We start from the raw sequence: 13018 nt of genomic DNA, 5'->3' as shown, positions 1-13018 counted from the left end.
TTAATTGGGGACAGAGTGAAGCCCTACGTTGCCGGAGGCTTGATTTTGAACGGACGGCCGCGTTTTGCCGGCAATACCTGGCGCTTGACCTTGGTTTGCAATGCGGTCTGGAACTGCTGCGAACCCAGCGGCCAGCCTTTGAGCAAGGCCTTGCCAATCAAGGTGATCTGGTCGTTGGACAGCGCCGGTTCGGCCATGGCAATGTAAGCTGCCTCGCGCTGGAAAGGCGTATTGCCCAGCGCCCAGACTTTGGCGTGGTCAGTAATTAAACCGTCCGGCCGGATGCCGGCATGATGGCTGTAACTGGACCATGGATAGTCTTCAGCGCGGCTGACCATGCCGTTGCGGACCGGGTTGAATTCGATGTAACGGCTGCACAACATGAAGTATTCGTCAGCATCGATGAGCGATGTTTTGTAGCGTCCATTCCACAAAGTTCCGCTACGGGCATATTTTTGGTTGAAATAGGGCACGTAATAACGGCCTATCCACTGCATCATCTGCCCCAGCCCCGCGTCATCGGACGGTGTGACCAGCAAATGTAGATGGTTTGACATCAAAACATAGGCATGGATGGCCACTTTGTAGGTTTTGGCGGCGCTGCGCAGCCAACCGAGGAAGGTTTGGTAGTCTTGGGCATCCAGGAAGACATCCTGGTTGTTGGCGCCGGTCTGGATGACGTGGTGAGGCTGGTTGGGGACGATTAAACGGGGCAGGCGAGCCATACGGAAAACAAAAAAGGGTAGATCGGAAGCCCGATTCTACCCTTGTTGTTCGACTCTGTCCCCGATTAAATTGGCAAAGCCAAAATTCGCTGCGACTCTGTCCCTGATTACGAAAGATTAAAGCTGGCGGACAGGCTATAGCCCTCGCCATAGGCGCTGCGCAGCGGCAGATCCTGGCCCAGGCCGGTGCGGGCCTTCTTGCGCAGACGGTAGACCAGCATGTCGACACGGCGGCCGGCATCCGGATCGTCGCCGCCGATACCGGCCACAATCACCTGGCGCGGCACAGGACGGGTGTTTATCGTTAGCAGATGCAGGAAATTGCACTCTTTTTCAGTAAGCGTGATGGCCATGCCCTGCAGTTCCAGCTGGCGCGCGCTGACTTTCAGCGTCCACTTGCTGGGGGCCGGAATGGTTTCCTGCGGCCCCACCCGGCGGTCCAGCGCTTCAATGTGCGCCGCCAGTTCCGGGAATTTGATAGGCTTGGTGAGATAGTGGTCGGCGCCCAGGCGCAGCCCCAGAATCCGGTTATCGAACGCCACGCGGCCGGTCAGCACCAGCAGGCCGATCTGCGGATACAACTGGCGCATGCGCGGGATGACGTTGAAGCCATCTTCATCGGGCAGGCCGAGATCCAGCACGACCACGCCGACATTGCCCTGGCTGAGGGCAGACCACATATCGCTGGCGTTATTGGTGATGTGTACTTCGTGTTCAAGCTCAGTCAAGAACTCCGCCATTTCTTCGGCGTAGTCCAGATTGTCTTCCACGATGAGTATTTGCGTCATTGATGCGCCATTCGTTCAATTGTTGAGCAATTATGCCCAGACCTGGGACAATTACGTTGCGTCCCGGGAATTATCACTGCTGACATCGGCAGGCGCAAGGTTTTTCCCGGCATTGGCCGCCACCGGCAACCAAATCCGAAATTCCGTGCCGCTTTCAGAAAGATTTCGAGCCGTCACCGTACCGCCGTGGACATCCACCACGGAACGCGCCATATACAGCCCCAAACCTGAACCGGTCACACCGACAGCATTGCTGCCGCGATAGGCCTTGTCGAAAACATGCGGCAATTCCGCCTCGGGAATCCCGGCGCCGTGGTCGCGCACCAGTAATTCCACACCACCTTCCGTTGCAATTCTTCCTACCAATTCTATCGGAATATTATCTTCTGTGTACTTTATTGCATTATCAAGCAAAATTTCAAGACATAAACGCATGCCGGCCGGATCGCAGCGCATCCATTGCGGCAAACCCTGTGTCTTTACGCTCACATCCTTGCGGCGGCGCTGGGCCTGCTCGGCGGCCGTCTGCAACAGCATCGATGGGTTGATTTCGTTGGCCTGGCGTTCACGGCCGATACTGGCCATGCGCTCGGGCGACAGGTATTCATCGAGCATCGCCAGCATGCGGTCGACAGCGGTCTGGATTTTGCGGTAGCGCTTGCGCGTAGCTTCGTCGTGGTGCGTACCCGTCATCTCCAGCCGCTGCACGGCGCCATCGATGGTCGACAGCGGTGTGCGGAATTCGTGCGACAACATGGACGCAAACTTTTTCTGCTGCACAGCCAGCTCGCGGCGCGCGCTGAGGTCGCGTACCACGCCCACCACCGTGGCGGGCACGCCGCTGCTGTCGAGAATGAGCGTGGATTCGATTTCCACCGGCACCATGTGGCCATCGGCGTGGGCCAGTTCGGCTTCACGCAGCAAGCGCCGGCGGCTGAGATCGCCCTCGGCGTAGCGCGTGAGCCGGCCTTGTAGATCCTTGAGCAGGCCAGCCGCCAGTGCTTGTGCGGTTTCCAGCGTGTAGCCGAACTGGCGTTCAGCTGCGGGACTAAGCCAGGTCAGCTGGAGCGTGGCGCAATCGGCCATCCAGCTGATTTCGCTGCTGTGCTCCAGCAGGAGCCGATAGCGGGCTTCGTTGGCTTGCGATTGCTGTAGTGCTGCCTGGAGTTCCGCTATCGTTTGACCCATTGATTACTCCACCAGAGGTGCGAAGATTTGTTGCAGATCCTCCTGGGTGAGCGCCATTTTCTGCGACTCGCCTTCTGCCAGGATGGACTGCGCCAGATCGGACTTCTTCTGCTGCAAGACTTGGATCTTTTCTTCCAGCGTGCCCTTGGCGATTAGTTTATACACAAATACCGGCTTGTCCTGTCCGATACGCCAGGCGCGGTCGGTGGCCTGGTTTTCGGCGGCAGGATTCCACCACGGATCATAGTGAATCACCGTGTCGGCGGCGGTCAGGTTCAGGCCCACGCCACCGGCTTTCAGCGATATCAGGAAGATAGGCACAGCCCCTTGCTGGAACGCCGCGACCTGCGCGCCGCGATCTTTGGTGTCGCCGGTCAGCAGGGCGTACGGAATGTCGCGCGCTTCCAGTTCTTCCTCGATCAGCTCCAGCATGCTGGTGAATTGCGAGAACACCAGGATCTTGCGCTTTTCCTCCAACAGGTCTTCCACCATCTGCATCAGGTCGGCCAGCTTGGCCGAGCCGGCGGCCTGCTGCTTCTTGGTGGTGCTTTTCACCAGCCGCGGGTCGCAGCACACCTGGCGCAGCTTGAGCAGCGCTTCCAGAATCACGATCTGGCTGCGCGCCACGCCCTTGCGGTCGATTTCCTCGCGCACTTTCTGGTCCATGGCCAGGCGCACGGTTTCGTACAGGTCGCGCTGGGCGCCGGTCAGTTCGACCTTGCGCACCATCTCGGTCTTGGGCGGCAACTCTTTCGCCACGCTGTCCTTGGTACGGCGCAGCAGAAACGGCTTGATGCGGCGGTTCAGCAATGCGCGGCGCAGCGGATCGTCCTGGCGTTCGATCGGATGGCGGAACACGGAGTTGAAGCCCTTCTCGTCACCCAGCAAGCCGGGCAGCAGGAAGTGGAACTGCGACCACAGCTCGCCCAAGTGATTTTCCAGCGGCGTGCCCGACAGGCACAACCGGTGGCGCGCACGCAGCAGGCCCGCGCTTTGCGCTGCCTTCGAACGGGTGTTCTTGATGTAGTGCGACTCGTCCAGAATGACCAGGTGGAAGTCATGCTCGCGCAGTTTTTCCTCGTCGCGCGGCAGCAGCGCGTAGGTGGTCAGCACCAGGTCGGCCTCGTCGATCTGGTCGAACTGCCCCATGCGGTCCTTGCCCTGCAGCAGCAGTACCTTGAGGCCAGGCGCAAAGCGCGCGGCCTCTTCCTGCCAGTTGCCCATCAGGCTGGTGGGCGCGATGACCAGTGCCGGGGCGGTCAGGCGGCCGGCTTCCTTCTCGACCAGGATGTGGGCCAGCGTCTGCACGGTTTTGCCCAGGCCCATGTCGTCGGCCAGAATGCCGGCAAAGCCATATTCACGCAGGAACTGCATCCACGACAAACCATCGGTCTGGTAGTCGCGCAGCGTTGCTTGCAGGCCGGCCGGCGTGGCCACGCGTTTGACTGCGCCGAACTGGTTCAGGCGCGCGCCCATTTCGCGCAGCTCGTCGCCGCCAGTCCAGCGCATTTCCACGTTGCGCGCCAGTTCGTCCAGACGCGCCGCGTCCAGCGTGGCCATATGCAGCGAGTTCTTGATCTTGTCGCTGAAATACAACTCGCCCAGCGTGTTCAGGATCGGCCGCACGCGGCCCCACGGCAGCGCCACCCGGCTGCCATCCGGCAGGTTGGCCAGCATCTGGTCTTCTTCGCCATGGTTGGCGATGGCTTTCGGATTGAAGTCATTGGGGGCATTGCGGATCAGCTGCACCAGCACCGGCAGCAGCGGCACACGCTCCTGATTCACCATGATGCCCAGTTCCAGGTCGAACCAGGCACGGCCGCCATCGGCTTCGTCTTCCACCACCTCGGCGTACCAGTCGCCGACCTCCACGGTGTCGTAGCGGTATTTGACGGTTTTTTCGATTTTCCAGCCAGCTTCCTTCAGCGAGGCGATGCCTTCGCTGGCGAAGCGTATCCATTCGGCCTGGTTAGGCAGCAACAGGCCACCCTTCACGCTGCTCAGCGGCAGCGTGCTCGGCGCAACAAAATGGCGCCCGGTCAGCAGCGCCAGTGCATCGTCTTCGGCGCCAGCGTCGCGCTGGATGATTTCGGTAACGTCGCCCTTCTGGCGCACCACGCGCTGCGATGGGTCGAAGGACACGCGTTCGCCGTCATAGTCGTAGGACAGCACGGCAAAGTCGTGCCAGCGCTGCACCGAACCGTCGGCCAGCATGGCGGAGTCCAGCGTCAGCACCGGACGTGGCTTGACGTCGTCGCGCATGCGCTGCGGCAGCGGCTGCGGCAATGGCATCAAGCCTTGCAGGCCGTGCGCCAGCAGCAGTTGCGACACGCGCATCTTGTCGTTGTTGGTCAGCAGCGGCGCTTGCGCCACGAGTGCCTGCAGATCGGCCAGCGGAATCGAGGTGCCGCCCTGGTTCAACTGCAACACGCCGCAAGACAGATTGTCGATGTACCAAGGTGGATCGGTTGGCAACATGTAATCGACCTGGTCGGCGCCGACATGCTTGGCGCCCGGCGGCGGCTGCACCTGCCAGCCCAGCCGCAGACCCTTGCCTTCTTCGCGCCAGGCCAGGTTGGCTTCGCGCAGCACGCCGCCCTTGAGCGGATAGACCAGGCCGTTGCCGACGTCGGCCCAGGAGTTTGCCCACAGCAGCTTGTCCTGCTCGGCCAGCATGTTCAGCAGCGCCGCGCCGATTTTGCCGCGCGGCTCGGTGGCCGAACCGGTCTGGGAATTCTGGCCGCTGCGCATGGCGACAAAGAAACGGATCAGGTCTTCGTCCGCCGGGGTCATGAAGCTTGGCGGTGTCGACAGCAGCGAAAACACTTCGCTGACCGGGCTGGCCGCTGCCACGTCGCCGTTCGGGCGCAGCCGGGCTTTGTACAGGCACAGCGCCACATGACGGCCGCCGCTGGTGGGCGCCATCACGTAAATCAGCTTGTATTGGGTTTGCTTGGGGTCGTTATCGACCGGCGGCGGCGTCAGTTTTGCTTTGGGGTGCGCTGCCGCATCCACACGCTGCAGCCAGGTGGCAACAGCGTACGACAATTGATTCGCAGGCGGCGCAGGGCGCGTTGGAGCCGGTGCTGGAGCAGCAGGGGCGGCAGGGGCGTCGTCGCGGGTAAAATCCATAGGTCGCATTGTTGTTCAAAGATGGTTCAAAAACGGCAACAGGCAATATTATCCGCCATTGAAGCGTTCGTGTTCACTGATTCTTGATAAAACCCGTCAGGAAACGTGGGCTTCCCAACGTTCACACACCATTTAGTCTGTCAAGACTGGCAACTTGGCGCCGATGTCGTATTATTCCGGGCTTGTCTGTCTAGGAATCACCACCATGTTGCCTTCCATCGAACAACGTCTCGCCCTGGAACTTGCCGCCAAACCGGCCCAGGTTGCCGCCGCCATCGCCTTGCTGGACGAAGGCGCCACCGTGCCCTTCATCGCGCGTTACCGCAAAGAAGCGACCGGTGGCCTGGATGATACCCAACTGCGTCTGCTCGAGGAACGGCTGCGCTACCTGCGCGAGCTGGAAGACCGCCGCGCCAGCATCATCGCCTCGATCACCGAGCAAAACAAGATGACACCAGAGCTGTTAGATGCTGTCATGCACGCGGAAGACAAGACCCGGCTGGAAGACTTATATCTTCCATACAAACAAAAACGCCGCACCAAGGCACAGATCGCGATTGAAGCGGGCCTGGCGCCACTGGCCGACGGCCTGCTGGCCAACCCCGACCTGAACCCGGAAACCGAAGCCGCCAACTACCTGCGCGTAGCCTTCACCACCACCGACGGCAACAACCCAGGCGTGGCCGACACCAAGGCCGCGCTGGACGGCGCCCGCCAGATCCTCATGGAACGCTTTGCCGAAGACGCTACTTTGTTGCAATCCTTGCGCGAGTACGTGCAAGAGCATGGCATTGTTGAGTCCAAAGTCATTGAAGGCAAGCAAGAAGAAGGCGAGAAATTTGCCGACTACTTCGATTATTCCGAACCGCTGGGCACTGTCCCATCGCACCGCGCCCTGGCGCTGATGCGCGGCCGCCGTGAAGGCGTGCTGGATGTGTCGCTGCGTCTGGATTCCGAACCGGAAAAGCCAAAATGGGACGCGCCGCACAACCCGTGCGAAAGCCGCATCGCCGCCCGTTTCGGCATCAAGAGTGCGGGCCGGCCGGCCGACAAATGGCTGTCCGACACCGCCCGCTGGACCTGGCGCGTGAAGAGCTTCATGCATCTGGACACTGAACTGATGGGCGCGCTGCGCGAGAAATCCGAGCTGGAAGCCATCAACGTCTTCGCGACCAATCTGAAAGCCTTGCTGCTGGCAGCCCCTGCCGGCCAGCACGCCACCATGGGCCTGGACCCGGGCCTGCGGACCGGCGTCAAAGTGGCGGTGGTGGACGCCACCGGCAAGGTGGTCGATACCGCCGTGATCTACCCGCACCAGCCGAAAAACGACTGGGAAGGTTCGCTGCACACGCTGGGCAAGCTGGCCGCCAAGCACAATGTGTCGCTCATTTCGATCGGCAACGGCACCGCCTCGCGTGAAACCGACAAGCTGGCGCAAGACCTGCTCAAGCGTTTCCCGGAGCAGAAAATGAACAAGATCGTCGTGTCCGAGGCAGGCGCTTCGGTGTACTCGGCGTCCGAATACGCCTCGAAAGAACTGCCCGACATGGACGTGTCGCTGCGCGGCGCTGTCTCGATTGCGCGCCGCCTGCAAGACCCGCTGGCCGAGCTGGTCAAGATCGATCCGAAATCGATCGGCGTGGGCCAGTACCAGCACGACGTTTCGCAAACCCAGCTGGCCCGCACGCTGGACGCCGTGGTCGAGGATTGCGTGAACGCGGTGGGCGTGGACGTCAACACGGCGTCGGCGCCGCTGCTGGCGCGCGTATCCGGCCTGTCGTCCTCGGTAGCGACGGCGATTGTTACCTACCGCGACCTGAAGGGCGCGTTCACCTCGCGCGCGGCGCTGAAATCCGTGCCGCGCCTGGGCGACAAGACCTTCGAACAGGCGGCCGGCTTCCTGCGCGTGACCAACGGCGAGAACCCGCTGGACGCCTCGGCAGTCCACCCGGAATCCTACCCGGTGGTGGAAAAAATCCTGGCCGACATCCAGAAGGACATCAAGGGTGTGATCGGCGACGCCGCCCTGATCAAGCGTCTGCAGCCAGCCAAGTACGCCGACGACAAATTCGGCGTACCGACCGTGACCGACATCCTGAAAGAGCTGGAAAAACCGGGCCGCGATCCGCGTCCGGAGTTCACCACCGCCACCTTCAAGGAAGGCGTGGAAGAAATCAAGGACTTGCGTCCCGACATGATTCTGGAAGGCGTGGTGACCAACGTCGCCGCGTTTGGCGCGTTTGTTGATATCGGCGTGCACCAGGACGGCCTGGTCCACATCTCGGCGCTGTCCAACACCTTCGTCAAGGATCCGCACACGGTGGTCAAAGCCGGCCAGGTGGTGAAAGTCAAAGTGCTGGAAGTGGACGAAAAGCGCAAGCGCATCGCCCTGACCATGCGCCTGACCGACAGCGCCCCGCAAGCCGGTTCGCAGCCGCAGCAACGCGGCGACCGTAATGACCGCCGCGCCATGGGTCAGCAACAAAAACAGCAGACGCGCGAACCGGCCATCGGCGGCAGCATGGCGGCCGCTTTCGCCAAGCTGCGCGGCTAGGCAGCTAAGCGGACTTGAGGGCGGCGATGCGCTGCCCTAGCCGTATCGCGCTGTAGGCGGCAATCGCGCCAAAACCCAGCGACAGCCAGTTCACCAGCGACAGGGCGAATGGCGCGCGGCTCCAGTCGATGCTTTGAAACAGCAGCAGCAACTGCGCCACTGTCACCGCCACGCAAGGCACCAGCAAGCGCCGGTAGCGGCGCAGCTTGTCTGCCGGATCGGTGAAGATTTCTGCGACCTGACCCGCTACTACCGGCTTACGCCAGCAGTGCCAACCGCCATGGACAGCGACATATTCCCAGCCGGCATCCTCCAGCAAACGGCGGTAAGCGGGCTCGAAGTTGTCAGGCCACGGGTCCCAGCGATACGCCACTTGCGCTGGCGCACCACGCTCAAACGTGTAGATATCCAGCCAGTTGACTGAGCGTAAATGCCAGCCTTGCGCCGCCATCTGCTGCAGCCAGGCGCCATGCTCATCGTCCTGCCAGGCAAACCAGAGTTTGAACTTTCTCACTTTGTCTCCTTGAGTCGCGCTGCACTGTCCACCATGATTTCCAGCCGCCGCACCTGCTCGGCCAGCACCGACCGGCCCAACGCCGTCAACGCATACACCTTGCGCCGCGCTTGTTCCGCCACCATGACGATCAGGGCCTGCTTCTCCAGGGTGCCAAAGATGCCGTACAAGGTGCCAGGCCCCAGCGCGACACTGTCTGCGCTCAGGGCTGCCGTCTGCTGCATGATGGCGTAGCCGTGCAGCGGCTGCTGGCTGAGCGCCAGCATCACGTAAAACGTTGCTTCGGATAGAGGCAGATATCTGGCGAGCTCGCTCATGTGTCGTATTTCGCTATATCGGATGTCGATATAAAGAATAATACCCTGATTTTTTGCCCGCTCAAACACGTGGAAGGCGCATTTCTTATAAAATGCCGGTATTCCACATCTTTACCCATTAAGAGGCAGCTATGAGCGACGTACAAACCTGGATCAAAGAAACCGTGAGCAACACCCCGGTGGTGCTGTTCATGAAGGGCACCGCCCAGTTCCCACAATGCGGCTTCTCCGGCCGTGCTATCCAGATCCTGAAAGCGTGCGGCGTTGAAAACATTGCCACCGTCAACGTGCTGGAAGATCCGGAAGTGCGCCAAGGCATCAAGGACTACTCGAACTGGCCAACCATTCCGCAGCTGTACGTCAAAGGCGAATTCATCGGCGGTTCGGACATCATGAACGAGATGTTTGAGTCGGGCGAACTGAAGGCCCTGCTGGATGCCTGATAGGCCGCAGCCAGGCGCGTCCCGGCGGATTATTATCGCCATCACCGGTGCCACTGGCGCGGTGTATGGCGTGCGCCTGCTGCAACATTTGCAACACCTTGCAGGCGTCGAAACCCATCTGGTGATCTCCGACGCCGCAGTCCTCACCCTGCACCAGGAAACTGGCTTGCAGCGGCGCGAAGTGGAAGCCTGTGCCCACGTGGTCCATAAGGTACGCGATATCGGCGCATCGATTGCGAGCGGCTCGTTCCAGAGCGACGGCATGGTGATCGCCCCGTGTTCCATGAAAACCCTGGCGTCGGTGGCCCACGGCCTGTCCGACAACCTGATTGCGCGCGCAGCGGACGTGGTGCTCAAGGAGCGCCGCCGGCTGGTGCTGATGGTCAGGGAGACGCCGTTCAATCTCGCGCACCTGCGCAATATGACGGCTGTCACGGAAATGGGAGGGATTATCTTCCCGCCGCTGCCAAGTTTTTATCACAAGCCGCAAAGCATCGAAGAGATGGTCGACCACACGGTAGCCCGCGTCATCGACCTGTTTGGCATTGAACATGCGCTGGCGCCGCGCTGGGCGGGCCTGAAAGGTGCCGCTGGCGCAGACGCTTAGCGTTTGTCGTAGTAGGAGCTGCTGGCGCGCTTCATTTCGCGCGCTTCTTCCACCATGCGGCGGTGGGCGATGCGCTTGCGCATCACTTCAGCATGCTGTTCGGCAGTCATGGGCGGGGCAGTCATCAGGTCTTTCAGCTGCGCGACATTGCTGTAGTTGCTTTTCATTAGACGGCTCAAAGCTGACTCCCCAGAAAAAAGGTACTTCCTTATTGTGCCTCAAAACCGTGTCGAAACCATGACATTTGACAAAGATAGAAAAAATAAAAAGGGCGCAACCTTGGTTGCGCCCGAATCCGAACAAAAACTGGGAAACCGTTAAACCAGTTTCATTAAAATGCACCGCAAAGGCGCGCGCAGCTGCTCAACAGTGCTGCGTATTACTACGCAAAAATGACTACTTTTGGTAGTTAACCCGTACCAGCATACGGATAAATTCCCGTGCAATCTGGCGGTGATGCTCGTCCAGACGCTGTAAATCCGCGATCAGCTTGACGTCGGCCGATTCAAAGCGCGACAGGCTGCCGGCGTTGTCGCTGGCAGGTGCGCCTTCTTCCGGGCCGCCAAAACGCAACCATTCAGCAGGCACGCCCAGCCACTGGGCGATCATACGGAGCTTCTCCTGCGTCGGAATTGCCTCTCCTACCAGCCATTTACGGGCGGCGTGCACGGTAATCGGCCGGCCATCAAAACGAATATTGAATTCGCGCGCTAACCGGGTGGGGCTGTCGGGGGAGTAGTGGGCGTTCTTAAGTGCCTGTTGCAGGCGCTGGCTAAAGCTTTCGCGTTCATTAGAGGAATTCATATTTGCACTATTTCACGTTGCGTCATGAAAGTCAGTCTCTGCAAGGGTCGCTGCAATTGTGACGTTTTGAGATTTTATAGTTGACATTCTATCCGCTGGCTAAAGCAACTGCAGTGGTCTAACGGGGCAAATTTTATTCGGTAGGACGCGGCGGAGCGTTATCATGCTGCCGCGTTGGGTTTCACGTCGCACGATACCACTTCACCTGCTCACCAGTCACGATTTGCCACCAACTCTACGTTTGGCCACCGTGTTTCGCGCTACAATTCAGTTTACGTTAACGTAAACGCCAATCCAAATAATATGTCTACCTACACCATCACCGAACTGGCCCGCGAATTTGACGTCACGGCACGCGCGATCCGCTTTTACGAAGACCAGGGGCTGCTGAGTCCATCGCGCGAAGGCGCCGGCGGCCGCAACCGCGTGTACACCGGCCGCGACCGCACCCGTCTCAAGCTGACCCTGCGCGGCAAGCGCCTGGGCCTGTCGCTGGCCGAGATCAAAAGCCTGGTTGACATGTATGAAACACCCAAGGATTCGGCCGCCCAGATGCACCGTTTCCTGACCGTGCTGGGGCAGCACCGCGAAACGCTGGAACAGCAGCGCGAAGACATCGAAATGTCGCTGGCCGAGATCCAGGCGCACGAAGACGAGTGTCAGCGCCTGCTGGCCGCCCAGACTGCTTGACGTTTACGTTAACGTCACATCGGCGTATCATAGCTGCTCCAAACCCTACAGAAGAATGAGGATGACATGCTCCATCTCCCAGGCCTGACCTTTGACCACGGCGAGGACATCGCCGCCCTGCGCGAAGCCGTGCAGCAGTTCGCCGCTGCCGAAATTGCGCCGCGCGCCGCTGAAATCGACCGCAGCGACCAGTTCCCGATGGACCTGTGGCGCAAGATGGGCGAACTGGGCGTACTCGGCATCACCGTGCCGGAAGAGTACGGCGGCGCCAACATGGGCTACCTGGCCCACATCGTGGCGATGGAAGAAATCTCGCGCGCCTCGGCGTCGGTCGGCCTGTCCTACGGCGCCCACTCGAATCTGTGCGTCAACCAGATCAAGCGCAACGGCACCGAAGCGCAAAAACAAAAATACCTGCCCAAGCTGATCTCGGGCGAGTACATCGGCGCGCTGGCCATGTCCGAGCCGAACGCCGGTTCCGACGTCGTCAGCATGAAGCTGCGCGCCGATTTCAAAGGCGACCGCTGGGTACTGAACGGCACCAAAATGTGGATCACCAACGGCCCGGACGCCGACGTGCTGGTGGTCTACGCCAAGAACGACCTGGAAGCCGGCCCGAAAGGCATGACCGCCTTCCTGATTGAAAAAGGCTTCAAGGGCTTTTCCATCGCCCAGAAGCTGGACAAGCTGGGCATGCGCGGCTCCCACACCGGCGAACTGGTGTTTGAAGATTGCGAAGTCCCGGCCGAGAACGTACTGGGCGGCCTGGGCAAGGGCGTCAACGTGCTGATGTCGGGCCTGGACTTCGAGCGCACCGTGCTGTCCGGCGGTCCGCTGGGCATCATGCAGGCGTGCATGGATGTGGTCGTCCCCTACATCCACGACCGCAAGCAGTTCGGCCAGCCGATCGGCGAATTCCAGCTGATGCAGGGCAAGATCGCCGATATGTACTCGACCATGATGGCCAGCAAAGCCTACGTCTACGCCGTCGGCCAGGCCTGCGACCGCGCCACCACGCCCGAGCAGGTGCGCAACCTGCGCAAGGACGCCGCCGGCGCCATCCTGTATAGCGCGGAGAAAGCCACCTGGATGGCCGGCGAAGCGATCCAGACGCTGGGTGGCAACGGCTACATCAACGAGTATCCGGTCGGCCGCCTGTGGCGCGACGCCAAGCTGTACGAGATTGGCGCCGGCACCAGCGAAATCCGCCGCATGCTGATCGGCCGCGAGCTGTTCGCCGAGACCAAGTAAGGCGG

Annotated in this window: 13 protein-coding genes; 5 read left to right on the top strand and 8 right to left on the bottom strand. The window is 60.7% G+C overall.

Annotated features, from left to right (window positions below; all coding sequences use genetic code 11):
- Positions 1 to 23: 23 nt before the first annotated feature.
- From BUA36_RS07975 to BUA36_RS07960, 4 genes are all read right to left on the bottom strand, one after another.
- Positions 24 to 725: an REP-associated tyrosine transposase gene (locus BUA36_RS07975; RefSeq protein WP_072783247.1), complete on the bottom strand. Its 702-nt coding sequence runs from the start codon at positions 723 to 725 to the stop codon at positions 24 to 26.
- Between the two features lie 107 nt (positions 726 to 832).
- Positions 833 to 1513, bottom strand: a complete 681-nt coding sequence (locus tag BUA36_RS07970) for a response regulator transcription factor (RefSeq protein WP_008443102.1) — start codon at positions 1511 to 1513, stop codon at positions 833 to 835.
- A 51-nt stretch (positions 1514 to 1564) separates the two neighbouring features.
- Positions 1565 to 2701, bottom strand: coding sequence for a PAS domain-containing sensor histidine kinase (locus BUA36_RS07965; protein WP_072783246.1), 1137 nt, complete (start codon positions 2699 to 2701; stop codon positions 1565 to 1567).
- A 3-nt stretch (positions 2702 to 2704) separates the two neighbouring features.
- A complete protein-coding gene (locus BUA36_RS07960) occupies positions 2705 to 5833 on the bottom strand; it encodes a DEAD/DEAH box helicase (RefSeq protein ID WP_072783245.1) in 3129 nt (1042 codons plus the stop codon).
- A gap of 205 nt (positions 5834 to 6038) precedes the next feature.
- Between BUA36_RS07960 and BUA36_RS07955 the strand changes: the two genes are divergently transcribed.
- A complete protein-coding gene (locus tag BUA36_RS07955; protein ID WP_072783244.1) occupies positions 6039 to 8387 on the top strand; it encodes a Tex family protein in 2349 nt (782 codons plus the stop codon).
- 4 nt (positions 8388 to 8391) lie between these two features.
- Here the strand turns inward: BUA36_RS07955 and BUA36_RS07950 are convergent, their stop codons facing one another.
- Entirely contained in the window at positions 8392 to 8901 is a 510-nt protein-coding gene (locus BUA36_RS07950; RefSeq protein WP_072783242.1) for a DUF2812 domain-containing protein, read from the bottom strand.
- Positions 8898 to 9218, bottom strand: a complete 321-nt coding sequence (locus BUA36_RS07945; protein WP_072783663.1) for a PadR family transcriptional regulator — start codon at positions 9216 to 9218, stop codon at positions 8898 to 8900. The genes BUA36_RS07950 and BUA36_RS07945 overlap by 4 nt, the downstream gene beginning before the upstream one ends.
- A gap of 131 nt (positions 9219 to 9349) precedes the next feature.
- On the opposite strand from BUA36_RS07945, the gene grxD reads away from it, so the two are divergent.
- Together grxD and BUA36_RS07935 are read left to right on the top strand one after the other, a co-directional pair.
- Complete coding sequence (grxD, locus tag BUA36_RS07940) at positions 9350 to 9661, top strand: Grx4 family monothiol glutaredoxin (RefSeq protein WP_072783240.1); 312 nt, start codon at positions 9350 to 9352, stop codon at positions 9659 to 9661.
- Entirely contained in the window at positions 9654 to 10268 is a 615-nt protein-coding gene (locus tag BUA36_RS07935; RefSeq protein ID WP_072783238.1) for a UbiX family flavin prenyltransferase, read from the top strand. The genes grxD and BUA36_RS07935 overlap by 8 nt, the downstream gene beginning before the upstream one ends.
- On the opposite strand, the gene BUA36_RS30670 is transcribed toward BUA36_RS07935, so the two are convergent.
- A complete protein-coding gene (locus BUA36_RS30670) occupies positions 10265 to 10435 on the bottom strand; it encodes a hypothetical protein (RefSeq protein WP_167544269.1) in 171 nt (56 codons plus the stop codon). The two genes, BUA36_RS07935 and BUA36_RS30670, sit on opposite strands and share 4 nt — an antisense overlap.
- A gap of 229 nt (positions 10436 to 10664) precedes the next feature.
- Positions 10665 to 11072: a hypothetical protein gene (locus BUA36_RS07930; RefSeq protein ID WP_072783236.1), complete on the bottom strand. Its 408-nt coding sequence runs from the start codon at positions 11070 to 11072 to the stop codon at positions 10665 to 10667.
- A 303-nt stretch (positions 11073 to 11375) separates the two neighbouring features.
- Between BUA36_RS07930 and BUA36_RS07925 the strand changes: the two genes are divergently transcribed.
- A complete protein-coding gene (locus tag BUA36_RS07925; protein ID WP_072783234.1) occupies positions 11376 to 11762 on the top strand; it encodes a MerR family transcriptional regulator in 387 nt (128 codons plus the stop codon).
- Positions 11763 to 11828: 66 nt separating this feature from the next.
- The gene (locus tag BUA36_RS07920; protein ID WP_072783232.1) at positions 11829 to 13013 is read left to right on the top strand and encodes an isovaleryl-CoA dehydrogenase; all 1185 of its coding nucleotides are present in this window, start codon (positions 11829 to 11831) and stop codon (positions 13011 to 13013) included.
- Positions 13014 to 13018: the final 5 nt, after the last annotated feature.

This window comes from Duganella sacchari, assembly GCF_900143065.1.
GTDB lineage: Bacteria > Pseudomonadota > Gammaproteobacteria > Burkholderiales > Burkholderiaceae_D > Rugamonas > Rugamonas sacchari.
Note: the sequence above shows the minus strand (reverse complement) of the source record. Positions and strands in the feature narration are given on the sequence as shown.

What these genes read in the sequence shown, in the direction of transcription:
- BUA36_RS07975 (WP_072783247.1), bottom strand. Translation starts at nt 725, where the DNA reads ATGGCTCGCCTGCCCCGTTTAATCGTCCCCAACCAGCCTCACCACGTC.
- BUA36_RS07970 (WP_008443102.1), bottom strand. Translation starts at nt 1,513, where the DNA reads ATGACGCAAATACTCATCGTGGAAGACAATCTGGACTACGCCGAAGAA.
- BUA36_RS07965 (WP_072783246.1), bottom strand. Translation starts at nt 2,701, where the DNA reads ATGGGTCAAACGATAGCGGAACTCCAGGCAGCACTACAGCAATCGCAA.
- BUA36_RS07960 (WP_072783245.1), bottom strand. Translation starts at nt 5,833, where the DNA reads ATGGATTTTACCCGCGACGACGCCCCTGCCGCCCCTGCTGCTCCAGCA.
- BUA36_RS07955 (WP_072783244.1), top strand. Translation starts at nt 6,039, where the DNA reads ATGTTGCCTTCCATCGAACAACGTCTCGCCCTGGAACTTGCCGCCAAA.
- BUA36_RS07945 (WP_072783663.1), bottom strand. Translation starts at nt 9,218, where the DNA reads ATGAGCGAGCTCGCCAGATATCTGCCTCTATCCGAAGCAACGTTTTAC.
- grxD (WP_072783240.1), top strand. Translation starts at nt 9,350, where the DNA reads ATGAGCGACGTACAAACCTGGATCAAAGAAACCGTGAGCAACACCCCG.
- BUA36_RS07935 (WP_072783238.1), top strand. Translation starts at nt 9,654, where the DNA reads ATGCCTGATAGGCCGCAGCCAGGCGCGTCCCGGCGGATTATTATCGCC.
- BUA36_RS30670 (WP_167544269.1), bottom strand. Translation starts at nt 10,435, where the DNA reads ATGAAAAGCAACTACAGCAATGTCGCGCAGCTGAAAGACCTGATGACT.
- BUA36_RS07930 (WP_072783236.1), bottom strand. Translation starts at nt 11,072, where the DNA reads ATGAATTCCTCTAATGAACGCGAAAGCTTTAGCCAGCGCCTGCAACAG.
- BUA36_RS07925 (WP_072783234.1), top strand. Translation starts at nt 11,376, where the DNA reads ATGTCTACCTACACCATCACCGAACTGGCCCGCGAATTTGACGTCACG.
- BUA36_RS07920 (WP_072783232.1), top strand. Translation starts at nt 11,829, where the DNA reads ATGCTCCATCTCCCAGGCCTGACCTTTGACCACGGCGAGGACATCGCC.